The sequence below is a fragment of the Halorussus salilacus genome (assembly GCF_024138125.1).
Taxonomy (GTDB): Archaea; Halobacteriota; Halobacteria; order Halobacteriales; family Haladaptataceae; genus Halorussus; species Halorussus salilacus.
In genome coordinates this window covers 1,650,401-1,673,255 of record NZ_CP099993.1, presented here as the reverse complement: position 1 = coordinate 1,673,255, position 22,855 = coordinate 1,650,401, and the positions used below count along the sequence as shown (strand labels likewise).

Annotated in this window: 20 protein-coding genes and 1 tRNA gene; 13 read left to right on the top strand and 8 right to left on the bottom strand. The window is 65.7% G+C overall.

The window, feature by feature from the left end; translation table 11 throughout:
• The first annotated feature begins 1 nt into the window (after nucleotide 1).
• The 10 genes from NGM10_RS08615 (at nucleotide 2) to NGM10_RS08570 (ending at nucleotide 12,000) form a co-directional block, all read left to right on the top strand.
• Complete coding sequence (locus NGM10_RS08615) at nucleotides 2-1,396, top strand: ABC transporter permease (RefSeq protein WP_253477251.1); 1,395 nt, start codon at nucleotides 2-4, stop codon at nucleotides 1,394-1,396.
• Entirely contained in the window at nucleotides 1,396-2,478 is a 1,083-nt protein-coding gene (locus NGM10_RS08610) for an ABC transporter ATP-binding protein (protein ID WP_253477249.1), read from the top strand. The genes NGM10_RS08615 and NGM10_RS08610 overlap by 1 nt, the downstream gene beginning before the upstream one ends.
• Entirely contained in the window at nucleotides 2,475-3,806 is a 1,332-nt protein-coding gene (locus NGM10_RS08605; RefSeq protein WP_253477245.1) for an ABC transporter ATP-binding protein, read from the top strand. The genes NGM10_RS08610 and NGM10_RS08605 overlap by 4 nt, the downstream gene beginning before the upstream one ends.
• The gene (locus NGM10_RS08600) at nucleotides 3,806-4,252 is read left to right on the top strand and encodes a DUF7555 family protein (protein ID WP_253477243.1); all 447 of its coding nucleotides are present in this window, start codon (nucleotides 3,806-3,808) and stop codon (nucleotides 4,250-4,252) included. Before NGM10_RS08605 ends, NGM10_RS08600 begins: the two co-directional genes overlap by 1 nt.
• A gap of 46 nt (nucleotides 4,253-4,298) precedes the next feature.
• Nucleotides 4,299-4,880: a DUF7529 family protein gene (locus tag NGM10_RS08595; RefSeq protein ID WP_253477242.1), complete on the top strand. Its 582-nt coding sequence runs from the start codon at nucleotides 4,299-4,301 to the stop codon at nucleotides 4,878-4,880.
• Between the two features lie 909 nt (nucleotides 4,881-5,789).
• Nucleotides 5,790-6,638, top strand: a complete 849-nt coding sequence (locus tag NGM10_RS08590; protein WP_253477239.1) for a CBS domain-containing protein — start codon at nucleotides 5,790-5,792, stop codon at nucleotides 6,636-6,638.
• Entirely contained in the window at nucleotides 6,635-8,392 is a 1,758-nt protein-coding gene (glyS, locus tag NGM10_RS08585; RefSeq protein WP_253477237.1) for a glycine--tRNA ligase, read from the top strand. Before NGM10_RS08590 ends, glyS begins: the two co-directional genes overlap by 4 nt.
• Before the next feature lie 2 nt (nucleotides 8,393-8,394).
• On the top strand, nucleotides 8,395-8,973 hold the full coding sequence (locus tag NGM10_RS08580; RefSeq protein ID WP_253483808.1) for a diacylglycerol/polyprenol kinase family protein: 579 nt from the start codon (nucleotides 8,395-8,397) through the stop codon (nucleotides 8,971-8,973).
• A gap of 89 nt (nucleotides 8,974-9,062) precedes the next feature.
• The gene (locus NGM10_RS08575; RefSeq protein WP_253477235.1) at nucleotides 9,063-11,543 is read left to right on the top strand and encodes a DEAD/DEAH box helicase; all 2,481 of its coding nucleotides are present in this window, start codon (nucleotides 9,063-9,065) and stop codon (nucleotides 11,541-11,543) included.
• A gap of 199 nt (nucleotides 11,544-11,742) precedes the next feature.
• Entirely contained in the window at nucleotides 11,743-12,000 is a 258-nt protein-coding gene (locus NGM10_RS08570; RefSeq protein ID WP_253477233.1) for a hypothetical protein, read from the top strand.
• 37 nt (nucleotides 12,001-12,037) lie between these two features.
• On the opposite strand, the gene NGM10_RS08565 is transcribed toward NGM10_RS08570, so the two are convergent.
• Nucleotides 12,038-12,712, bottom strand: coding sequence for an Sjogren's syndrome/scleroderma autoantigen 1 family protein (locus tag NGM10_RS08565; protein WP_253477231.1), 675 nt, complete (start codon nucleotides 12,710-12,712; stop codon nucleotides 12,038-12,040).
• A 166-nt stretch (nucleotides 12,713-12,878) separates the two neighbouring features.
• Here NGM10_RS08565 and mdh point away from each other — a divergent pair, with 166 nt between their 5' ends.
• Entirely contained in the window at nucleotides 12,879-13,793 is a 915-nt protein-coding gene (gene mdh / locus NGM10_RS08560; protein WP_253477229.1) for a malate dehydrogenase, read from the top strand.
• A gap of 35 nt (nucleotides 13,794-13,828) precedes the next feature.
• On the opposite strand, the gene NGM10_RS08555 is transcribed toward mdh, so the two are convergent.
• Together NGM10_RS08555 and NGM10_RS08550 are read right to left on the bottom strand one after the other, a co-directional pair.
• Entirely contained in the window at nucleotides 13,829-14,488 is a 660-nt protein-coding gene (locus NGM10_RS08555; protein WP_253477225.1) for a metallophosphoesterase family protein, read from the bottom strand.
• A 25-nt stretch (nucleotides 14,489-14,513) separates the two neighbouring features.
• Nucleotides 14,514-15,110, bottom strand: coding sequence for an IMP cyclohydrolase (locus NGM10_RS08550; RefSeq protein WP_253477222.1), 597 nt, complete (start codon nucleotides 15,108-15,110; stop codon nucleotides 14,514-14,516).
• A 141-nt stretch (nucleotides 15,111-15,251) separates the two neighbouring features.
• On the opposite strand from NGM10_RS08550, the gene NGM10_RS08545 reads away from it, so the two are divergent.
• Nucleotides 15,252-15,324 (top strand) — tRNA-Gln (locus tag NGM10_RS08545).
• A 503-nt stretch (nucleotides 15,325-15,827) separates the two neighbouring features.
• On the top strand, nucleotides 15,828-16,211 hold the full coding sequence (locus tag NGM10_RS08540; RefSeq protein WP_253477219.1) for a hypothetical protein: 384 nt from the start codon (nucleotides 15,828-15,830) through the stop codon (nucleotides 16,209-16,211).
• A gap of 378 nt (nucleotides 16,212-16,589) precedes the next feature.
• Here NGM10_RS08540 and NGM10_RS08535 read toward each other — a convergent pair whose 3' ends face one another.
• The 5 genes from NGM10_RS08535 to NGM10_RS08515 form a co-directional block, all read right to left on the bottom strand.
• Nucleotides 16,590-17,090, bottom strand: a complete 501-nt coding sequence (locus tag NGM10_RS08535) for an MOSC domain-containing protein (RefSeq protein ID WP_253477216.1) — start codon at nucleotides 17,088-17,090, stop codon at nucleotides 16,590-16,592.
• Nucleotides 17,091-17,170: 80 nt separating this feature from the next.
• A complete protein-coding gene (locus NGM10_RS08530; protein WP_253477213.1) occupies nucleotides 17,171-18,475 on the bottom strand; it encodes a sulfatase-like hydrolase/transferase in 1,305 nt (434 codons plus the stop codon).
• Between the two features lie 279 nt (nucleotides 18,476-18,754).
• Nucleotides 18,755-19,135, bottom strand: coding sequence for a DUF5789 family protein (locus tag NGM10_RS08525; protein WP_253477210.1), 381 nt, complete (start codon nucleotides 19,133-19,135; stop codon nucleotides 18,755-18,757).
• Between the two features lie 557 nt (nucleotides 19,136-19,692).
• Nucleotides 19,693-20,247, bottom strand: coding sequence for a KEOPS complex subunit Cgi121 (cgi121, locus tag NGM10_RS08520; protein WP_253477207.1), 555 nt, complete (start codon nucleotides 20,245-20,247; stop codon nucleotides 19,693-19,695).
• A 22-nt stretch (nucleotides 20,248-20,269) separates the two neighbouring features.
• Nucleotides 20,270-22,501, bottom strand: coding sequence for an ATP-dependent DNA helicase (locus tag NGM10_RS08515; RefSeq protein ID WP_253483805.1), 2,232 nt, complete (start codon nucleotides 22,499-22,501; stop codon nucleotides 20,270-20,272).
• Nucleotides 22,502-22,855: the final 354 nt, after the last annotated feature.

Below are 22,855 nucleotides of genomic sequence, written 5' to 3'. Positions count from 1 at the left end.
TATGAGCCGAGTCAACGACGATGAGGACGCAACGATCATCGAACGCATCCAGGAGAATCCCGGACCCGCGACTCGGTGGTTGGCCGGTGCGCTGGCGCTGTTCGCGCTGGAGGCCGGTGCCGTCGTCAACTTCGTGACGGGGCTGTTCGGTTCGCCGGTCGACATCCCGACGTTGCTCTCACGCGACGTCATTCCGAACAACGGCTACCAGACTCCCTCCGGAGTGTGGGAGGAGACGTTCATGGGCCTCTCGGCCGGTCAGGCGTGGGGCGTCCGGGTCTTCCTCGTCTACCTGTACGCGTTCATCGTCGTCTGGTGGTGCTGGCGGGGATACTTCGTCTTCCGGAAGCACTACCGGTACGCCGACTGGACGCCGCGCGACGACATGATCGACCGGCTTCGGGGCCACCGCTGGGGCCAGTTCGGCGCGATAATCGTCTTCATGTTCGTGGTGATGGCGGTGTTCGCACCGGCGCTCGGTCCCACGACGGTCGAGCGGACCATCTCGGACCCGTACTCCTACCACGTCGAGTACTACGAGGACGGCGAGCTGGAGAACGTGACCGTCGGTCAGGCGAACCTCGGAGCCCGCTCGCAGGGGACCTCCGACCGGAACGTCGGACCCATGGAGTACGACGATTTCGGCCGGTTCCATCCGTTCGGCACCATACCGAGCGGGAAGGACTTATTTACCTTCATGGCGGCCGGAGCGCGGGTATCGCTGTTCATCGGTCTGGTGTCCATCGGCCTCAGCGGCTTCATCGCCGCGTCGTTCGCGCTGTTGACCGCCTACTACAAGGGGCTGGTCGACCTCGCGGTCGTCATCACGGGCGACTCGATAATGTCGCTCCCGCGGTTGCTGTTCGTGATGCTCCTATCCGTGGTGCTCGGGGGGTCGTGGATATCGAAGATATACAACGGCGGCTTCCTGTTGGCCCTCATCTTCGCGGGGACCGGGTGGCCAATCCTGTGGCGCGCGGTGCGTGGTCCGGCGTTCCAGGTGGCCGAACAGGAGTGGATCGACGCCGCCAAGAGCTTCGGTCAGAAGCCGCGGGTGACCATGCAGAAGCACATGGCACCGTACATCGTCGGCTACCTGCTGGTGTACGCGTCGATGAGTCTGGGCGGCATCATCGTCGGCGTCGCGGGCCTGTCGTTCCTCGGACTCGGCATCAGCCCGCCGACGCCCGAGTGGGGCCGCGCCATCGACATGGGCCAGTCGTACGTCACCACCGCGTCGTGGCACATCTCGTTCATCCCCGGCGTGATGATCGTGCTGGTCGTGACCGCGTTCAACGCGCTGGGCGACGGCATCCGCGACGCCATCGACCCGCAGAGCGAAGGGGCCAGCGACAGCGGCACTGAGGCCGCCGCGGGTACCGGAGGTGGTGCCTGATGTCCCAGAGCGAAGCGACCGAGACCCGACCCGAGAGCGAGGCTCTGCTCTCGGTCGAGGACCTCCAGACCGCGTTCTTCACCGACAAGGAGACCATCCGGGCGGTCGACGGCATCAGCTTCGACATCCGGCGGGGCGAGACGGTCGGTATCGTCGGCGAGTCGGGGTCGGGAAAGAGCGTCACCGCCCGCTCCATCATGGGGCTGGTCGACACGCCCGGCCGCGTGCTGGAGGGCAGTTCCATCCGGTTCGACGGCGAGGAACTCACCGAGAAGACCGAGAAGCAGTACCGCCAGATTCGGGGCGGGGACATCGCGATGGTGTTCCAGGACCCGCTGACGAGCCTCAATCCGGTCTACTCGGTCGGCAACCAGATCAAGGAGGCCCTGCGGCTCCATCAGGACCTGCAGGGCGCGGAGGCCACCGAGGAGGCCATCGACCTCCTCGAAGCGGTCGGCATCCCGGACGCCTCGCGGCGGGTCAAGGAGTACCCCCACGAGTTCTCGGGCGGGATGCGCCAGCGGGCCGTCATCGCGATGGCGCTGGCGTGTGACCCCGAACTGCTCATCTGCGACGAGCCGACCACCGCGCTCGACGTGACCATCCAAGCCCAGATCCTCGAACTCCTCGACGAACTCCAAGAGGAGCGCGATCTGGCCATCATGTTCATCACCCACGACATGGGCGTCATCGCGGAGGTCTCCGACCGCGTGAACGTGATGTACGCGGGCGAAATCATCGAGAGCGCGCCGGTCGAGGAGCTGTTCGAGAACCCCCGTCACCCCTACACCGAGGGGCTACTGAACTCGATTCCGGGCAACCAGCCCGGGGCCGAGCGGCTCGAAACCATCGAGGGCGACGTGCCGACCCCCAACGAACCCGCGACCTACTGCCGGTTCGAACCCCGGTGTCCGAAGGCGTTCGACGACTGCACCCGGGTCCATCCCGAACTCCTCGACGTCAACGCCGAGGCCGAGGACCACACCGCCGCTTGCCTGCTGTACCCCGAAGACGTCTCCGGGGAGGAAGCGGTCGAGTTACACGAGCGACGCGGTGACACGGACGAGGTGAGCGAACGATGAGCGAGCAAGTACAACAGGAGTCCGTCAGCGTCTCGACCGGCGAGACCCTCGTCGACGTCAACGACCTCAAGACCTACTACGACGAGGGCGGCATCATCGACTCGAACCCGGTGAAGGCGGTCGACGGCGTCAACTTCGAGATCAAGCGCGGCGAGACCCTCGGGCTGGTCGGCGAGTCGGGCTGTGGGAAGACCACGCTCGGCCGGACGCTCATCCAGCTCGAGGACGCCACGTCGGGCGAGGTGCTGTTCGACGGCACCGACGTGACCGAGCTGTCGGGCCGGGACCTCAAGGACTGGCGGCGCAACAGCCAGATGGTGTTCCAAGACCCCGACTCCAGCCTCAACGACCGGATGACCGTCGGCGAAATCGTCCGGGAACCGCTGGACGTTCACGACTGGAACACGCCCCAGGAGCGTCGCGACCGGGTCCGGGAACTGCTCGACGTGGTCGGCCTCCGGCCCGAACACTACTACCGGTACCCCCACCAGTTCTCGGGCGGCCAGCGCCAGCGCATCGGCATCGCCCGAGCGCTGGCGCTCGAACCCGAGTTCGTGGTGCTCGACGAGCCGGTGTCGGCGCTGGACGTGAGCGTGCAGGCCCAGATCCTGAACCTGCTCGAAGACCTGCAGGACGAGTTCGGGCTGACCTACCTGTTCATCGCCCACGACCTCTCGGTGGTCCGGCACATCTGCGACCGTGTCGCGGTGATGTATCTGGGCAACGTCATGGAACTGGGCGAGACCGAAGAGCTGTTCCAGAACCCCAAGAACCCCTACACCCACTCGTTGCTGTCGGCGATTCCGGAGCCCGACCCGACCGCCAAGAAAGAGCGCATCACCCTGCGCGGGACGCCGCCGAGCCCGCGCGACCCGCCGAAGGGGTGTCCGTTCACGACCCGGTGTCCGATGAAAATTCGGCCCGAGAAGTACCAGGACCTCGACGCCGACGTCTGGATCGCTATCGAGGTGTTCCGGGAAGTGCTGCGCGAGCGCAATCGCGCCGAGAAGACGCTCACGGAGATCGCCAAGGAGAAGCTCGGAATGGAGACCCGGTTCTCGGACATCGGCGAAATCCGCGAGGAGCTGTTCACCGACATCGACGTGCCGACCGAGATCCGCGAACACATCGACACCGCGGCGACGTACGTCGAGAACAACGACGAGAAGCGCGCGCGCGAGTACCTCGCCGACGAGTTCGACAGCATCTGTGACGCCGAGAAACCCGAACTCCACGCGGTGAGCGACACGGGCCGGACGAGCTACTGTCACCGGCACCGCTCGGAGTACGAGGAGCCCGACGAGTTCACGCCCTACACCGAACGGTGATGTCCTCGACCGCCTCGCACCGCGCCCGGCAGGCCCTCGACGCCGTGACGTACGCCATCGCGGTCGCGGCGGTCGTGTTCGTCGGCGGCGCGGCGGTCGGCTTCGCGGTCGGCGGCGGGCTTGTGACCGCGAAGTTCGTGATGTTCGTGGTCGGCCTCCTGCTGTTCGGCTACGGGACGTTCCAGATGCGGCCCGACCCGCCGTGGGGAACCGAAAGCACCGAGGACGGCGAGATAAAGGTGACCCGCAACGAGCAGTCGGGGACGGTCGTCGGCGGACGAGGCGAGACCCGATTCCAGTCGGTCGTCCAGCGGATTCCGCCGGTGTCGCGGTACTCGCTCCCGCCCGACGAGCGGCTGTCGGTGGCCGCGAAGCTGTTCATCGCGAGTATCGCGGTGCTGGCGTGGTCGTTCGTGATGGAGACGGTGTTCGGCGTAGGCGTCTGACCGCCGAACGACAAGTTTTACCGCGAGTAGATAGACAGCCGTACACATGCCAGAAACTGGGGCCGGGGACGACGAACCGGACTACGCCGAGCAGATATCGGCCAGCGCCAGCGTTCACAAGAACGCGTGGCAACGAACGCTCGACGACATGAAGGCGATGGCCGACGACCTCGCCGACGAGGGCTGGGACGTCGTCACCATCGGCGCAGGACACACCGCGCCGACGAACCCGGACGTGGGCGACAGCGACCGGTTCGGTCTGGTCTACGTCGTCCCGGGCAACGAGGCCGAGGAGTTCGAGCGCGCGTTCGAGCGCGGGGAGTTCCCGAAGTACCGGGTGTTCCGCAACGAGATGCAGGGCCGGGTCTTCATCGTGACCCAGCTGCTCGACCCCGAGAGCGAGCAGGCGATCCTCATCGCGGGTAACTTCGAGGTGCGCCACGCGGCCGGGCTCGTGAAGAACGCGATTAAGGAAGACGAGATGTACACCCACGTCCAGAAGCTCGACAAGACGCATTTGGGGTCGTTCCGCCACGAGGACGTGGAGAAGTTCTTCCCGAATCCGGAGAAGTACACGGGCTACGGCGTGGAGTTCGAGGTCGATTCGGACGGGGACGACTCGGAGTAGTCACTGCGCGAAAGCTATTGTTTCAGGGACGTTTCGGGCAGGTCTTCCCTCACTTTAGGTACTTTTCCAAGTCGAGTGTTCCGCCGGTATTTGGCGGATGGATATAAATACTACTTCCAGTATCGTAACGTGATTTCTGGCTTGTGAAGTTCTAAAACCGGGGTGTAGGGCCTTTTGAGAATCTCGCCGGATTTGGCGGGATTTCACGTTGTGTTCATGCGTTAGTCGTGTGGACCGTAGTGGTCTAACAGTACTTTGCGCTTTGAGCCTCTCTGACCCGGAGAAACGGAGTTTAAGTGGTTCGAAGTACATCTGCTTTATTGTTCCACCCTTATTTTCCACCCAGATATAATGCGTTTTTCAGTCTTAATGTAAGCTATGAGTGCGAGAGAAAACGAAGACGGTCGATACAACTCAAAAAAATGGGTGACCAGTGAATGAGTGTAGACTTCGTCGTAAACATTGATGCCGATGTTGTGCCTATTCTTATTCTTCTATTGAGTTCGAATTTTGAGCCTGAATTGCTACTAGACCAATATAGAGACGACGAGTAACTCACTGAGATTCGACTTCACAACGACGCGCGCACCTATCGGAAAATAATACGAAGCTAGCTGTTGCTTCCACCAATGAGAAACCGCACAGCACCGCGACCGCACCTCGTCCTCCCCAACCGCCTGCGTTGCTCGCTTCGCTGTGCTACTCGGCCCTCGCGCGGTTCGGCGCGGCCACTGACGGGCCGCGCCAGCGCGCGCCGGGATTGGTGTCCCACCGAGCGCGTCGTGGTTTGGTTCGCTCTAAACCGATTTCAATGACCGACGACCACCGCGTACTCCCGGTCCAAATTTCCCGTCACTACGAGTGTTCGCTTCGTAGACTACAAGAAGGCCCAACACGTACGCGCCGAACATGAACGTCGGCGAAGCCATGACGCCACGCTCGGAGGTCGTCACCGTGGGACTTCCGGGCACCCGCGACGACGTGCTCGAATACCTGCAGGAACGGTCGTTCTCCTCGGTCCCCGTGGTCAAGGAGACCGACGAGGGCGAACAGTTCCGCGGGCTCATCTCCCGAGACGACCTCATCGAGAACCCCGACGAGGACCAGCTCGCGATTCTGATGCGCGAGGTCCCGACCACGACTCAGGACGCGACCATCGAGGAGGTCGCCGACCTGATGGTCGAGGAGGGGACTCGGCGGGTTCCTGTGGTGGACGGCGAACTCGAAGGCATCGTCACCGTGACCGACGTGGTCCGGGCAATCGCCGACGGCGACGCCGATGGGGACACCGAACTCGGGGAGCTGGCGTCCCGCGACGTGAACACCACCTACGTCGAGGTGCCGCTGACGGTCGCCGAGCGCGAACTCTACTACGCGAACCTCCCCTACGCGGTCGTCCTCGGCGAGGAGGGAGAGATGGACGGCGTCCTCACCGAGGTCGACATCATCGAGGTCGCCAGGGTGGTCGAGGGCGAGGACGACACCGGCGACTCCATCGCCGACGAGGACTCCGACTGGAAGTGGGAGTCGATCAAGGCGGTCGGGAAGCGCTACCTCCCCACCCGGAACGTCGAGATTCCGGCCGCGCCGGTCGGCGAGTTCATGACCGAGGACGTTGTGACCGTCTCGCGGACCAAGACCGCGAAGGAGGCCGCCCGGATGATGCTGCGCCACGACATCGAGCAGATTCCGCTGGTCAGCGGCGACCAGCTCACCGGCATCGTCCGGGACATCAATCTGCTGGAGGCGCTCCGATGAGCCGGGACCTCGTGGAACTCGCCAAGCGGCGGGGCTACTTCTTCCAGTCGGCGCGGGCGTACGGCGGCGTCTCGGGCTTCTACACCTACGGTCCGGAAGGCGCGACCCTCAAGCAGAACGTCGAGGACGCGTGGCGCGAGCGGTTCGGCGTCCGGGAGGGCCACCGCGAGATCGACGCCCCGACCGTGATGCCCGAGGCCGTCTTCGAGGCGTCGGGCCACCTCGACACCTTCGACGACATGCTCGTGGAGTGCCCCGAGTGCGGCGAGAGCCACCGCGCCGACCACCTCATCGAGGACGCGACCGACATCGAGGAGGCCGAGAGCTACCCAATCGAGGAGGTCGAGGAGCTCATCCGGGAGCACGACCTCCGGTGTCCCACCTGCGACGCCGAACTGGCGGGCGAGCCGGTCGAGGACTTCAATCTGATGTTCGAGACCAACATCGGCCCGGGTAGCTCCTCGCCGGGCTACCTCCGGCCCGAGACCGCACAGGGCATCTTCGTGGAGTTCCCCCAGCTCGCCGAATACGCCCGGAACCAGCTCCCGTTCGGCATCACCCAGATCGGCAAGGCCTACCGGAACGAGATTTCGCCGCGGAACTCGCTCATCCGGACCCGGGAGTTCACGCAGGCCGAGGTCGAACACTTCATCGACCCGACCGAAGACGAACCCCCGCTGGAGCGGGTCGAGGACGTGGAACTCACGCTGTACCCCGCCGACGAACAGGGCGGCGAGGACGGCGAGAGCGGCGAGTACGTCGAGACGACCGTCGGCGAGGCGGTCGCGGAGGGCCTCGTCCACGAGTGGGTCGCGTACTACCTCGGCGTCGGCAAGCAGTGGTACGAGTCCATCGGCGTCGACATGGACCGGTTCCGGTTCCGCCAGCACCTCGCTGGCGAACTGGCCCACTACGCCGCCGACTGCTGGGACGCCGAGGGCGAGATCGACGGCGACTGGTACGAGCTCGCGGGGTTCGCCTACCGCAGCGACTACGACCTCAGCAAGCACGACGAATACTCCGACGACGACTTCACCGTCTTCAAGCAGTACGACGAACCGAAGGTGGTCGAGCGCGCCACGGTCGACCCCGACATGAGCTACCTCGGCCCCGAGTTCGGCGGGAAGGCCGGAGACATCGCCGACACGCTCGAAACGCTCGCCGAGCGCGAGCGCTCGGCGTTCGAGGGCGAGGAAGTCACCGTCGAAGTCGGCGGTGAAGAGTACACGATTCCGACCGAGAAGACCGGCTTCTCGGTCGAGGAGGTCAAGGAGACCGGCGAACACCTCATGCCTCATGTGGTCGAACCCTCCATCGGTATCGACCGGGCGGTCTACACGGTGCTGGTCCACTCCTACGAGGTCGACGAGGTCGAGGGCGAGACGCGGACGCGTCTCGCCCTCGAACCCGAGGTCGCACCCACCTTCGTCGGCGTCTTCCCGCTGATGGACAAGGACGGCATGGGCGAACTCGCCCGCGAGATCACCGCCGACCTCCGCGCGGAGGGCCTCGACGTGAGCTACGACGACTCGGGCAACATCGGTCGGCGCTACCGCAGGCAGGACGAGGTCGGCACGCCGTTCTGCGTCACGGTGGACTACGACAGCCTCGATGACGACACCGTCACGCTCCGCGAGCGCGATTCGACCGAGCAGGTCAGGGTTCCCGTCGAGGACTTGCCCGACCTGCTCGGCGACCTCCGGACCGGCGAGACCACCTTCGCGGACCTCGAGGCCGCCGCGCCCGAGCAGTGACCGTGGGCAGCGAGATCAAGCGCCGACTCGTCCACGCCAGCGGCACCGGCTACCCTGCGCTGTACCTGCTCGACCTGGCGAGCTACGAGCAGTTACAGCTCCTGCTCGTGGTGAGTTCGGTCGCCGCGCTCGCGCTGGAAGGGGTCCGGCTCCTCGTCGGTCTCGACTGGCGCATCTTCGACGAGCTCACCCGCGAGTACGAGCAGGACAACATCGCGGGCTACGCGCTCTACATGTTCGGGATGACCGCGGCCGCCCTCCTGTTCGAGCCGCGGGTGGCGATTCCCGCGATGCTGATGCTGACCATCGCCGACCCCATCAGCGGCTACGTCGGGTCCGGCGAGTTGGGCGTGAAGGCCGCCCACACCCTCGCGCTCACATTCGGGGTGTGTCTGCTCATCGCCAGCCTCTCGGGGCTCCCGCTGGTGACCGCCGCGCTCGGCGCGCTCGCGGCGACGCTGGCCGACGGCGCGAAGCCGGTCATCGCGGGCTACGTCATCGACGACAATCTCACGATTCCGGTGGGCGCGGCGGTCGTGATGTACTTCGGGTTGCAGTACGCCCCCGAGGTGACGTTCTGAGCGCCGGAACGGCGTCGGTACGCCGCCGGATTTCACTTTCACCCCGATAGGCGAACCCTTTAACCACTTGACGACGAACACATTCCCGAATGGCGACGACCGGCGAGCAGTACGTGGACCACGAACTCCTGGTTCCGGAGTTCATCGAGCGGCGGATGTACCAGCTACAGTTGGCAGGGTCGGCCAAGGACGCCCACACCCTCGTCTGTCTCCCCACGGGGTTGGGGAAGACGACCGTGAGCCTGCTGGTGACCGCCGAGCGACTCGCCGACGCAGGAGGCAAGAGCCTGTTCCTCGCGCCGACGAAGCCCCTCGTCCAGCAACACACCGACTTCTATCGGGAGGCCCTCGACGTTCCCGACGACGACATCGCGATGTTCACCGGGGAGGTGAGTCCCGACGACCGCGCAGAACTGTGGAAGCGCGCGCAGGTCGTCATCGCGACCCCGCAGGTCGTCGAGAACGACCTCGTGGGAAGCCGGGTCGACCTCCGCGACGTGACTCACCTCACCTTCGACGAGTGCCACCGCGCGACCGGCGACTACGCCTACAACTACATCGCCGAACGGTACCATCAGGACGCCGCCGACCCACTCGTGACCGGGATGAGCGCCTCGCCGGGCGGCGACGAGGAGGAGATTCTGGACGTGTGCGAGAACCTCGGCATCCAGAACGTCGAGGTGATGACCGAGGACGACAGCGACGTGTCGGAGTTCACCCACGACACCGAGGTGGAGTGGGAGCGGGTCGAACTGCCCGACGAGATTCTGGAGATTCGCGACGCCCTCAACGAGGTCGTCGAGGACCGACTCGGGAAGCTCAAGCAACTCGGGGTCACGCGCAAGACCAGCGCCGACCTCTCGGAGACCGACATCAAGAAGATGCGCGCCCAGCTCCAACAGCTCATCGACAACGACCAGTCGGAGGGCTTCAAGGGGATGTCGGCGCTCGCGGAGATTCGGAAGCTCCGGACCGCGGTGACCTACGTCGAGACCCAGAGCGTCGAGGCGCTGCGGCGGTACTTCGAGCGCCAGCGCAACGCCGCCCGGAGTTCGGGCGCGTCGAAGGCGAGCCAGCGGTTCGTGAGCGAACCCAAGGTCAAGGAGGCGATGCGCCGGGCCGAGGAGTACGACGGCCTCCACCCGAAGTACTCCCGGGCGCGCATCCGCATCGCCGAAACGCTCGGCATCGAGGGCGGCGAGCGCGTCATCGTGTTCACCGAGTCCCGGGACACCGCCGAGGCGCTGACCGAGTTCCTCGGCCAGCACTTCGACACCCAGCGGTTCGTCGGTCAGGGGGACAAGGAGGGAAGCGACGGGATGACCCAGAAACAGCAACAGGAGACCCTCGACCGGTTCCGGGGCGGGGAGTTCGAGGTGCTGGTCTCGACCTCGGTCGCCGAGGAGGGACTCGACGTGCCCGAGGTCGACCTCGTGCTGTTCTACGAACCCGTCCCCACGGCCATCCGGTCGATCCAGCGCAAGGGCCGGACAGGCCGACAGGCCGAGGGGAAGGTCGCGGTCCTGCTCGCGGAGGACACCCGCGACGAGGCGTACTTCTGGATATCCAAGCGCCGCGAGGACGAGATGGAGGACGAACTCCGGAAGCTGAAGGGGGTCGCCGACGAGGTCGAGGAGGAACTCGACGACTCCCAGCGACGACTGGCCGACTTCGACGGCGGTCCCGGTGGGTCGGGTGGGTCCGGCGGGACCGACGGTCCCGCCGGACCCGCCGGTGGCGACTCAGAGAGTGGTCCCGATTCCGACGTGGAACCCGGTCTGGAGTCGTTCGCCGCGAGCGACTCGGACGACGGGGCAAGCGCGGGGAGCGAAACGGCCGACGCCACTCGAACGGCCGACGCGACCGAAACGGGCGGTGGCGACGACGGCGTCGTCGCCACCGCCCGCCCCGACGAGGGGACGGTCGAGATCGTTGCCGACCAGCGGGAACTCGACTCGACCATCGCCCGGGACCTCTCGACCCGCGAGGGAATCGAGACCCGCCTCGAAACGCTGGCTGTCGGCGACTACGTCCTCAGCGACCGGGTCGTCGTCGAGCGAAAGTCGGTCAGCGACTTCCTCGACACCCTGACCGGCGGCGACCGCTCGCTGTTCGAGCAGTTGGGTGACGCGACCCGCCACTACGCCCGGCCCATCCTGATTCTGGAGGGCGAGGGCCTCTACGAGGAGCGCAACGTCCACCCCAACGCCATCCGCGGGGCGCTGTCGTCGCTGGCGGTCGACTTCGGCGCGAGCGTCCTCCGGACCCGCGACGAGGACGACACCGCCGACCTGCTGGAGGTGGTCGCCACCCGCGAGCAGGAGGTCGACGACCGCGAGGTGTCGGTCCACGGCGAGAAGCAGAGCAAGACGCTGGCCGAGCAACAGGAGTACGTGGTCGCCTCCATCGCCGACATCGGACCGGTGACCGCCCGTTCCCTGCTGACGGAGTTCAAGACGGTCGAGGCCGTGATGACCGCTCGGAAGGACGACCTGATGGAGGCCGAGGGCGTCGGCGAGATCACCGCCGAGCGCATCCGCGAGGTCGTCGGGAGCGATTACGACGAGTAACCGCGCTCGCGGCGGATGAACCGTTCTGAACCGTCGGCCAATTCGGTCGTTACCACTGGGTTTCCCGACCACCATCGGCATGAGAAATGATACCTTACTACGCGTTAGCTACCGTTTAATCTCCCGTTTTCGGGCAAAACGGTGCCGAACGGCGCTCACGAGTTAAGGGCGGTGGCATCGTCGTTCAGGTACCGAGTAAATGACGCTCGAATACCCCTCCACGGACGACGCTTCGGGTACCGCCGACGAGAAACGGCTGTACGGCGAGCCCTGCCACGAACGCGGAGCGAGGTTCGACGAGCAGTCGATGTACGGCGAACCACAGCACGACACCGGCGACACCGACCAGACGCGGGACATCGAACTCCTGTTCGCGCGAATGCAGGCGGCACCGGTCACCCCCGACGCGTTCTCGTCGCGGGCGCGCTCGCCACCGGGCGAAACGACCGAGCGATAGCCGAGATTCCACCCCTCTCCGGGACCGAGCGAACCGCTCAGCGGTTCGCTCGGTCGAGCGCAGCGAGCGCCTCGGCGGCCTCCCGACTCGCCGCGAGCAGGTCGCGGGTTCGGGCCACGTCGTCGGTCTCCTCGGCGCGGCGGGCGAGGTCGGTCAGCGTCCGGACCAGCGACGCGCGGGCGGTCGCGAGGTCGGCCTCGCCCGACTCGCGCCCGCGGGCGCGAGTCGGGTCGTCGTGGGCCCCACCGGGGCGGTCAGCGCCGGGCGAGCCGCCCGAACCACGCGAGTCGTCGGTCCGGCGGCCGGTCCGAGACGGTGGGTCGCGCAGGTCCGACCTGTCGGCGTGTCGGTCGGCGACCCGAACGTCGTTTATCTCCACGCGGGGTCCGTCGGCGTCGGAGTCGACCGCGCCGGATTCGACCTCGGCCCCGGAGTCGGCCGCCGTGGTCGCGTCGGCGTCGATGTCGTCGTCAGATTCGGCGGCCGCGTCACGCTCGACCTCGCGCTGGCAGGTCGGGCAGAACTCCTGGCCGTCGTATCGGAAGATGGGGTCGCCGCAGTCGCCGCAGTGCTTGCCGGTCATGGTCGCACCTTGGAGGAGGAGTTCGCTCATCCGCTGGGTGCTCTCGCGGTCCTTCTTGTCCTTCTCGTACTTCTCGCGGAGCTTCTCTCGCTCGGCCTCCTTGTCGAATCCCGAGTCGTCACTGCTCATACGCCCCGTTTGGGGCCGACGGCCGAAAAATGTCGTGTTCGTCGCGAGCCGAGGCGAGTGGGTGACGTGACCGCGAGGCGGTGAACCGCCGTCGAACATCGCTCATCCGTCATTTTTCGGACGTTTCGAAGCGCTTAACCGATTTGCGGGCGGGGTTCTACGTGGCATGACCAAGATCAGCGTGGTCGGCGCGGCCGGAACCGTCGGGGCCGCGGCGGCGTACAACATCGCGCTTCGGGACGTGGCCGACGAACTGGTGCTCGTCGACATCCCGGACAAGGAGGAAGACACCGTCGGGCAGGCCGCCGACGTGAACCACGGGGCGGCCTACGACGCGAACACCACGGTCCGGCAGGGCGATTACTCGGCGACCGAGGGCTCGGACGTGGTGGTCATCACCGCCGGAATCCCCCGCCAGCCCGGCCAGACCCGCATCGACCTCGCGGGCGACAACGCGCCGATCATGGAGGACATCGGCTCGTCGCTCGCGGAGTACAACGACGACTTCGTGACCGTCACGACCTCGAACCCGGTCGACTTGCTGAACCGCCACCTCTACGAGGTCGGCGAGCGCTCGCGCGAGCAAGTCATCGGTTTCGGCGGCCGACTCGACTCCGCGCGGTTCCGCTACGTCCTCGGCCAGCGCTTCGACGAACCGGTCCGGAACGTCGAGGCGACCATCCTCGGCGAACACGGCGACGCGCAGGTACCGGTCTTCTCGAAGGTCCGCGTCAACGGCAACGACCCCGAGTTCGACGACGACGAGAAGGAGGAGATTCTGGGCGAATTGCAGGAGAGCGCGATGAACGTCATCGAGAAGAAGGGCGCGACCGAGTGGGGTCCCGCGACCGGCGTCGGCCACATGGTCGAGGCCGTGGTCCGCGACACCGGCGAGGTCATCCCGGGTTCCATCAAGCTCGACGGCGAGTACGGCCACGACGACGTGGCGCTGGGCGTCCCCCTGAAGCTCGGGAGCGACGGCGTCGAGGAGGTCGTCGAGTGGGACCTCACCGAGTTCGAGCGCGAACAGCTCGGCGAGGCCGCAGACAAGCTCTCCGAGCAGTACGAGAAGATAGCGTAGTCGCCGCCGCGGCGTCCGACTCCGATTTTTCGCGACTACCGGCCGTCCGAGAGCCTGCTGGCGATCCGACTCGGAAGCCCCACCTCCTCGACGGCCTCTTGGACTTCCTCCACGTCGTACTCGACCCGCCGTTGCTCGACCGTGAGGTCGTCCAAGTCGAGGACTGCGTAGGCCGCGCGCGGGTCGCCGTCGCGGGGTTGGCCGACGCTCCCGGGGTTCATCACGATTCCCTCGTCGTACACCTCGTGGTGCTGGACGTGAGTGTGGCCCAGTATCAGCACGTCCTCGTCGCCGAGGAGGTCGGCCGAGAACTCCTCGGGGTGGGTGTAGTGATCGGGGTCGTTCGGGTGGCCGTGGACGACCTTCACCCGGCCGTCGAACTCGCGGCGCTCGTCGGGGAGGGCGGCGAGCCACCCGCGCTGGTCCTCGGACAGTCGCTGCCGGGCGTGTTCGACCCCGGCCTTCGCCATCGAATTGAACCGGAACGCCGTCCCGGTGGCGACCGCCCGGTCGTGGTTGCCCATCACCGTCGGAATCCCGCGTTCGCGAACTACCGCGACGCACTCGGCGGGCCACGGATTGTATCCGACCACGTCGCCCGCGCAGACGAACGCCTCCGCGTCGTCCGCGTCGGCGAGCACCGCTTCCAGCGCGACCTCGTTCGAGTGGATGTCAGACAGGACCCCGACCTTCATGGCCGGACGTTCGGACGCCCGCGACTTAGTTCCCGTTCTCGACCGCGAACGAGAAGCCCTCGTCGGTCCGGGCGACGCCCGCCGCACAGACCGCGTGTTCGAAGTCGAGGTCGTACGCCTCGCGGGCGGCCTCGGCGGCCGTCTCGGCGTCGAACGCGACGGCCTCGGGCGCGTCCTTCTCGTAGGTCGCCACGAGGGTCGGTTCCGCGACCTCGCGGACCAGCAGGGCGTCCTTCCGGACGATGCCGATAGAGGCCGTTTCGTCCGGGCCGCCTTCGAGCACGCCCGCGATGCGGGGCGTGTCGTAGTCGTCCTTCTCGTAGTCCAGCGCGAGCAGGCTCTCTGCGAGGGCGTCACGGGCGGGGTAGCCGAGTTCGAGCTTCTCGGTGATGGGGTCGACGTGCGAGCCGTTCCCGACGACTGCCGCGTCCGGCGCGCCGCTCGCGGCGCGCCGGACGCAGTTGTACGAGATGTAGGGGTTGTCGGTCTCGGGTGCATCGTCGGTCGGCGCGACCGTGAGCGCGCCGTCGCGCTCGATTACCTGCCGGTTCGGGAACGACCGCGAGGAGACGCGGTAGGCCGCCACGTCAGGGGCGACGATGAGGAACCGTCCGATGTACATACACGAATGTGCGTAGTTCGTGCTAAAGTAGGTGTTGTTTTATGCACGGTCGTCTGACCCGGCGGTTCGAGTGCGAACGACTCGCAAAGTCGGGCGAACGCGCAACGCTTACATGCACCCGGAAAGTACGGTAGGGTGCGCAGTCCCATGGGGTAGTGGCCAATCCTGAAGCCTTCTGGGGGCTTCGACCCAGGTTCGAATCCTGGTGGGACTATGACCCAAACGGTTCGAATCTTCTCTCAAATGTCGTCACTCTACTACCTATCCAACCAAGAATATATGTAGTCTTGTTGTAGACGGAGAGGCGAGACGATGCCTTCTCGTCACAGCTGTCACCCCGAACTGGAACGCTACTGTTCTCCAATTCGGCGGGAGCCGGAACTCTCAGCGATGTCGGCTCTCTCGTCCGGTTAGCTCGATAATCCACAATTTATGTAATAGAAATAAAATTAGAGGGCAGGAATTTACATTTGGAAGCGGTGGTCGTCCTGCCATAGAAAGTACTGGAACGTGTCGAGAAAGCCAACACGAAAGTTTATGGTGAAAGGTAGATAAACTTTTGACGTATGAAGCAATCCAACGACATCCCGACAGCCGAGGATGTTGCTTTCGCGGCCGAGGGTGATGTTGATACCGCTGAGGACGCGTTGTGTGCGGTCCGTTTCAACGATGAATAGGCACTACTTTCGGTTCAGTCGCGACTACTAGCTTCTCAGTATGGGCGGATATGAGTATGAACTACAGGCACTCTACGGAAGTGCATTAACGCCAAGTAGCTCCCTATCTCAGCCAGCTACTACTCGTCTCAAAGCCGCAAAGCGGGTACTCGACCAAAATTATTACCAGGTCGACCAGTACATTGACGGCGAACTCAAGACTAATCCCCTATATATCTGCCCCGAAGATTCGAAGCAGGATGCTGGTTTTGAAGTTCTCCGCTTACTTCACAACTATCTCTCTTCGCTCTATTCATTCAACGAGACCGTAAAGGTTCTCTTCAACCAACATACTGAAGACGGAATAGAACTCACTAGTGGTTCATTTACTCCGGCTAGTGGTGGAACCGGAGAATCGTACTACGGTCGGAAACTGAGTTTCTAAGAGGACTAAGAACTGATTTTCAACACGGAGGGTTCTCTTGTCTGACCTTCGAGAAGGTAGGTGAATTAGGAGAATTTGCAGGGTATCATATCGAGTTTGATAACAGCGCGTTTATCCGGGAAAGTGGACTCACTGACCCACAGCGATTCCTCCAGCACACGAACGATAACGAGCAAAAGTATCCGTTGTGCTTCATTGGCCAATTCCACACAGACAAACTGCAGTCGTTCTATGAAGACGTAGAAGATTGGTTTTCACTAGCTTAGCAGAGATAAGGATTCAAATCTCAAGCTAATCATTTCTGATGGGACTACTCGACGTTTCTCCGTAATCCGAACCGAGAGTCACGACGACGCTCTTTCGATCTCCTCTCCCTGCTCACCAGACCACGTCGTCGCCGACGGCGATACGCCCGGACTCGACGATTCGGGCGTCGAGTCCGCCCCGGTGTTCGAGCGCCGTCATCGCGTCGGGCTGGTCGGCGACCCGCTCCATGTAGGAACAGGGCTCACAGAGGCCGGTGCCTTCGAGGACCGCCTCGCCGACCCGGAAGCGCTCGCCGACGAGGTGGTTGAGCGCGACGCCTCGCGTCGTGAGGTTTCGTCGGTGCGCGCCGGGAGCGAGGTCGACGTCGTAGTCCCGCGCGGCGGCGTCCAGCGCCTCGGCCTCGATGAGCGTGACGTCGCTGGGGTCGAGGTCGTCGCGCTCGTTGTAGATGCCCTCGCCCTCGAAGTAGCGGTCCCCTTCGAGACCGCGGTCGGCCACCGCCTCGACCGACTCCCGAGATTCGGGGTCGCCGCCCATGCCCGGCGCGACGTGGATTCGCTCGACCGCACCGATACGGTTCCCCGGCGCGGATGCTTCGTCGGCGTCGCTCATGGCTACAACCACGCCGTCGGAAGGGCATAAATTCTCGGTACGGTCGGTATTCCGAGCCGACACGGGAACTGTCGCCGATCTCAGGCGTACCCCAGGTCCTCCAGTCGGTCCTGCACGTCCTCGGGGACCGACATCTCCTCGCGGTCCACCTCCCGGCGGTCGATTTCGCCCACCAACTCGCGCAACTGCGCCTCGGGGTCGTCGGTCGGCGGGTCGCCGACCGACCGGAATCCCTCGGTGTGGGTCTCGTAGCCGTAGAAGCCGTTCGGAGCGACGAAGCCGTCTAGGGGCCGGTCGTAGCGCTCGGCGAGGTCGGCGACTCCCTTGCGCTCGAACTGGTCGTCGTGGAACGGGACCAATCCGTGGTACTCGGTGAGTCGCGGGACGGCCTCGGGGTCGTCGAGGAGATTCTGGCCCCGCGAATCGGCCACGGCGTCCGGGAGTCCCGCGAGGTCGGCGACCGTCCGGTGGACGTCGAGCAGGCTCACGACTGCCTCGCAGGTCCCGTCGTCCACGTCGTCGCCGCTGACGACGAGCGGGACTCGGACCAGTTCCGGGTCCAGACCGATGGAGTGGTTCCACATGCCGCGTTCGCCGAGGAGTTCGCCGTGGTCCGAGAGCGTGACCACGTAGTCGAAGTCCTCGCGGAGTTCGCGGTAGATGTCGCGATAGACCTTCGAGAGGTACTCGACTCCGGTCCGGTACGCCCGCCGGATTCGGTCGGGGTCTTCGACCGAGCCCGCGAGCGCGTCGGCGGCCACCACGACCACCGGGTCGCCGCCGTCGGGCGGGTAGTACGGAGTGTGGGCGTCCATGACGTTGGCGAACAGGAACTCGTCGTCGCCGAACTCGGTAGCCCGGACCCGCTCGCGGAGGCCCTCGGCCCCGCCGTAGGCCGAGGAGTTGGTGAACAGGCGGTAGCCCTCTCGGAGCGACGGGAGCGTCGCGCAGTCCCCGACGAGACACCGGAGGAGGCCTTCGAGGTAGAGCGCGAGGCCCGACCGCTCGGACTCGTGTCCGAAGGTCCCCCAGTCGAATACGTCGCCGACGAGGCCGAGGCTCGCCTGATTGACGCGCTGGTCGAAGCCGCGGTCCCAACCGTCGTACCGGTATATCTGGGGATTGCCGGTGAACAGGCGGGTCCGGTAGCCCGCGTCGCGGAGGGCCTCGGGCAGCACCGTCCCCTCCCAGTCGAGGGTCGGCGACTTGCCGTGGACGCCGACCTCGCTGGCGTACCGGCCTGTGAACAGCGACGCGTGGGCGGGCACGGTCCAGTGGGAGGTCGAGTAGGCGTTCGCGAACCGGCGGCCGTCGAGCCAGTCGAACGCCTCCTCGAACGCGTCGGCCCGGAGGGTGTCCAGCACGACGATGGCGATGCTCGTCATCGCCGGTGATTTCCGCGCCCCCGAGTTTTGTTATGCGCCGGTTTACGCGCCCGGTGAGTCGGTAACGACGAGCGTCCTCGCGGGGTCGAGCGGTATGGGGTCGTTTCCGCGCGGGCGACTTCGGGCGCGAATCGGAACTATCAAGTAGTCGGATTTCGAACGCCGAAGAGCGCAGTCGAGGTGGACGTACCGGGATTTAAACCCCTTCGGAGAATCCGGTTCCGTCCTCCGATTTAACCCCTTCGTTTCGACTGGAGACTTCCGTAGCGCTCGGACCCATCAGTTTTCGCTCACGTACGACCCGTCGTCCGTGGTTTCCTCGTCCAACGCTCCGAGGTCGCGCTGGTCGTTGTACTCCTCGGGACCTGCGGCCTCGCCGGTGAGCTCGTTGTAGACCGCCTCGCGGGCCTCGTCGGCCGACTCGAAGCGCTCGTCGACGAGTCGGTCGAAGACGCTCCCGAGCGACTCGGTCTCGTTCGCCAGGTCGAGTTGCTGGTCGCCGTACTCGGTCGCCAGCTCCTCGCTCGTGGCGGGGTACTTGTGCTCGCCGAGCATCCGCCCGGCCTCCCCGAGCATGCTCTCGACCGACTCGGTCCGCTCGCGCTGGCGCTCGCGGGCGTGGCGTTGCTCGCTCTCGGCGTCGGGGTCGTAGTCGGCCATGGATTCCGATAGGGCCTTGAGTTCCGTAACCCTGCTGGCTACGCCGGGGTCGTCGCCGCGACGAGGGGAAAGCATATTAGCGGCCGGATACTACTCCCAACCGGGTAAGACGTGGCATCGTTGCGTCATCGTACGCACATGATGCCCTTTTCCCGGAAACGAGCTACAGAGACTCATCGCCGGTTTTCCGAATCCGATTCGATACTCAGATGAAGTGAGTCGATATTACCTAAATAGTCGAAGAGAAACACTTTTCTTTCTCCTTCGGTTCCTGTTCGATGTCACCGTGGTAGTGCGGTGACGAAGCGATGACCGCGTCTTACCCCGTCGTGGTCGCAGTCGAAGCGATGACGGCCCTTCAGTTGACGAAAGTCGCCGCCGAACTGGCGACGGCTCTGATCGGGCTGTACATCGCGTATCGACGGTTGACCCGCACGGAGTCACAGTAGGGTAGACCTGCTCCCTGACTCCCCGGGCAAGTCGCGGCGGGCGCGAAGAAACGTCGGCTACCCTACTTTCGTGTTGCGTCGCGAACCAGCATCTACCCTTCCTCAGAGTCACTTCTCCACGTCGAGCAGGGCGACGCGCTCGCGGACCAGATCCGCGAGGCTCGCGTCGGTCGCGTCGAGTTCGGCCTCGCTCACGTCGAAGAACTCCCGGACCGCCTCGCGGTCGATGCGGTCGGCCGAGACGGGGCCTCGGTCCGTGGAGACCGCGCCCGCGTCCGAGGACGCGGGCGCGGTCTCCACGGGCGCGAGTAGCCCCCGGACGGCGTCGGCCGCGCCCGCCTCGTCGCTCGCCTCCGCTTGGCCGTGGGCGACCACGACCACGTCGTGTTCGCCCTCGTCAACGCCCATTTCGAGGGCGCGGTTAATCTGACGGCGGCCAGCCGCGTACAGCAGTATCTCGACCGCGGGGTCGCGGGCGACGTTCTCGCCGCGGTCGAGCGCGCGGTCGGCGCGCTCGACCGCGGTCCGGAGATGGTCGACGCCGACCACGAGGTCTGCGTCGAACGCCTGGACCGCGCAGTCGAACTCCTCGCCGACCTCGCCGAGGTCGGCGAGGAAGGCGTCGAGGTCGTCGATGTCGGCGCGGCCCTCGACCAGCCTCATTCTCGGTCACCGCCTCCCGCCGTCATTCGAAGTCACCCAGGCTCTGCTGGCCGCTCCCGTCGTCGGTGCTCGCGGTCTCGGCGCTCGCCTCGCCCTCGACCCCGGTCAGGTCGGGGTCCTTCCGGCCGACGTTTTCGAGGATGGTCTCGGCGGTCTTCCGACGGCCCCGGAGGGCCCCGAGGACGACCGACTTGTCGGCCTCCCGGAGGTCGGCCCGGGACTCGACTCCGGCCTCGTAGAGCCGCCGGGCGCGCTTGCGGCCGACGTTCCGGACGCCCGCGAGGTCGAGCAGTTCCTCGGCGACGCCGTACTCGACGCGCTTTCTGGCCTCCCGGATCGCAGGCCCCCATTCGAGGTCGAGTTCGCCCGCGAGTCGCTCGGCCGCGTTGAGGAGCCACTCGGCGGTCTCGACCTTGCCGCGGATGTCGCCCGGCCCGACGCCGTAGCGTTCCGTAATCTCGTCCTCGTCCAACTCGGAGGCCCAGTCTTCGAGCAGGCGGGCGGTCTTGAGCGCCGACAGCCAGTCCTCGAACGCGTGGTCCTCGAACTCCGAGGGCATCGACCCGAGGAACTCGGTCTCGCGCTCGTATGCGAGCTCGGTGTACTCCTCGCGGTCGCCCGACCGGAGGTAGAGCTCGTACATGTCCGGCGTGCGCGCGACGAGGTGGTAGAGGCCGAGCGCGGTCGGCCTGCGGTCGGCGTCCCGGAGGCCGTGGATTATCTCGGCGGCGCTCATGGGGTCGACGTAGAGCTGTGAGACGCGGTGGCCGAGTCCGGTCGCTCGGAGCCCACCGTCCTCGCGTTCGAGGAACTCGTTTCGTTCGAGGTATTCGAGGACGTTGTCGGTCACGGCTTCGAGCCGCCCGGTCTCGTCGGTCTGGGTCGCGTAGAGGGTGCGTTCGAGGAACGAGACGAGTTCGTCCTCGGTGTCGGCGAACCCGGAGGCGACGGTCGCGAGGATGTGGGTCCGGAGCGCGGGCTCGGCCGCGAGCTTCGAGCGCACCGGTTCGGGGTCGGCCCAGACGTAGCGCTCGAACAGCTCGTCGAGTTCGTCGTGGCCGTTTGCGATGAGAACCGCCTCGCCGTAGGGGTCGAGGCCGGGTCGGCCCGCCCTGCCGAACATCTGATGGACCTCCAGCACGTCGAGCGGTTGCATGCCCCCGACGTCGCCGTCGTAGCGTCGCCAGTCGCGGACGATGACCCGCCGTGAGGGCGTGTTGACCCCCGCCGCGAGGGTCGGGGTCGCGGAGATGACCTTGACGAGTCGGTCGCGAAACGCGTCTTCGACCAGCGCGCGGTGCTTGCTCGCGAGGCCCGCGTGGTGGAACGCCGCCCCCTTCTCGACCGCGTCGGCGAGGTCGTCGCTGGTCTGGGTGTCGCTCTCGTCTCGAATCTCGTCGGCGACCTCGCGGAGTTTCCCGCGCTCCTCGTCGGTGAGGTAATCGCGGGTCACGTCCGAGAGCCGCCGGGCGGCGGCCTCGGCGTTCCGCCGGGAGTTGACGAAGACGAGGCTCGACCCCTCGTCGGTCAGGGTGTCCTCCACGAGCGCCGCGGTCGCCTTCTCGTTGCCCCGCGATATCTGGGTCTTCGAGCCGTCGTCGAAGTGGAGCGCCTGCCCGTAGAGAACGCCCTTCCGGAGGTCGATGGGTCGCCACGTCGAGTCGACGAGGGTGGCGTCGAGCCACTCGGCTATCTCGTCGGCGTTGCCGACCGTCGCCGAGAGCGCGACGGTCTGGAGGTCCTCGTTGAGCTTCCGGAGCTTCGCGAGGGTGACCTCCAGCGTGGGCCCGCGAGACGAGTCGTCGACGAGGTGGACCTCGTCTGCGACCACGCAGGTCAGGTCGTCGACCCACTGGGCGCCGTTGCGGACCAGCGAGTCGACCTTCTCGCTGGTGGCGACGATGATGTCCTTGCTCGCGAGCCAGTCGCCGTCGCTGTCGTAGTTGCCCGTCGAGACGCCCACGGAGACGCCGTACTCCTCGAACTCCTCGAACTCGGCCCGTTTCTCGCTCGCGAGCGCGCGCAGGGGAACGATGTAGAGGGCCTTCCCGCCGCGGGCGACGCTGGTGAGCATCGCCAACTCGGCGATGAGGGTCTTGCCGCTCGCGGTCGGGACGCTCGCGACCACGCTCTCGCCGTCGGCGATTCCGGCCTCGACCGCCTCGCCCTGGGGAGGATACAGCTCCTCGATTCCCTGCTCGCGGAAGTGCTCGGGGACTCCCTCTGGGAGGTCGGGGATGTCGGAGATGTCCACGGTCACGCCGACCGCCCCCGGAGGAAGGTTCGCGGAGAGGCGACCGGTAGGGAGACGAACGTACTCATTACCCCGCCTTTGGCGCGTCCTGTGGTTTAAACTGTCGGGTCGGGGCGTGAGGTGGATGCGGGGAGTTTCGATAGTGGACCGACCACTCGGCGCGTGCTGGCGTGGGGCGCTGTTTGGCCCACGCCGACACGCGCGAGGGATGAGTATCGCAGGGCCTGCCCACGGCAGGCCCGAGAAACGCAGTCGGTTGGGGAGGCGTGTGGCCTGCGGTCGCGGTGCGGTCTCATAGGTGACGGAGTAGCTAGCGACTTCTCGACTCCAAGTCAGGCGGAATGGTGGGACTAA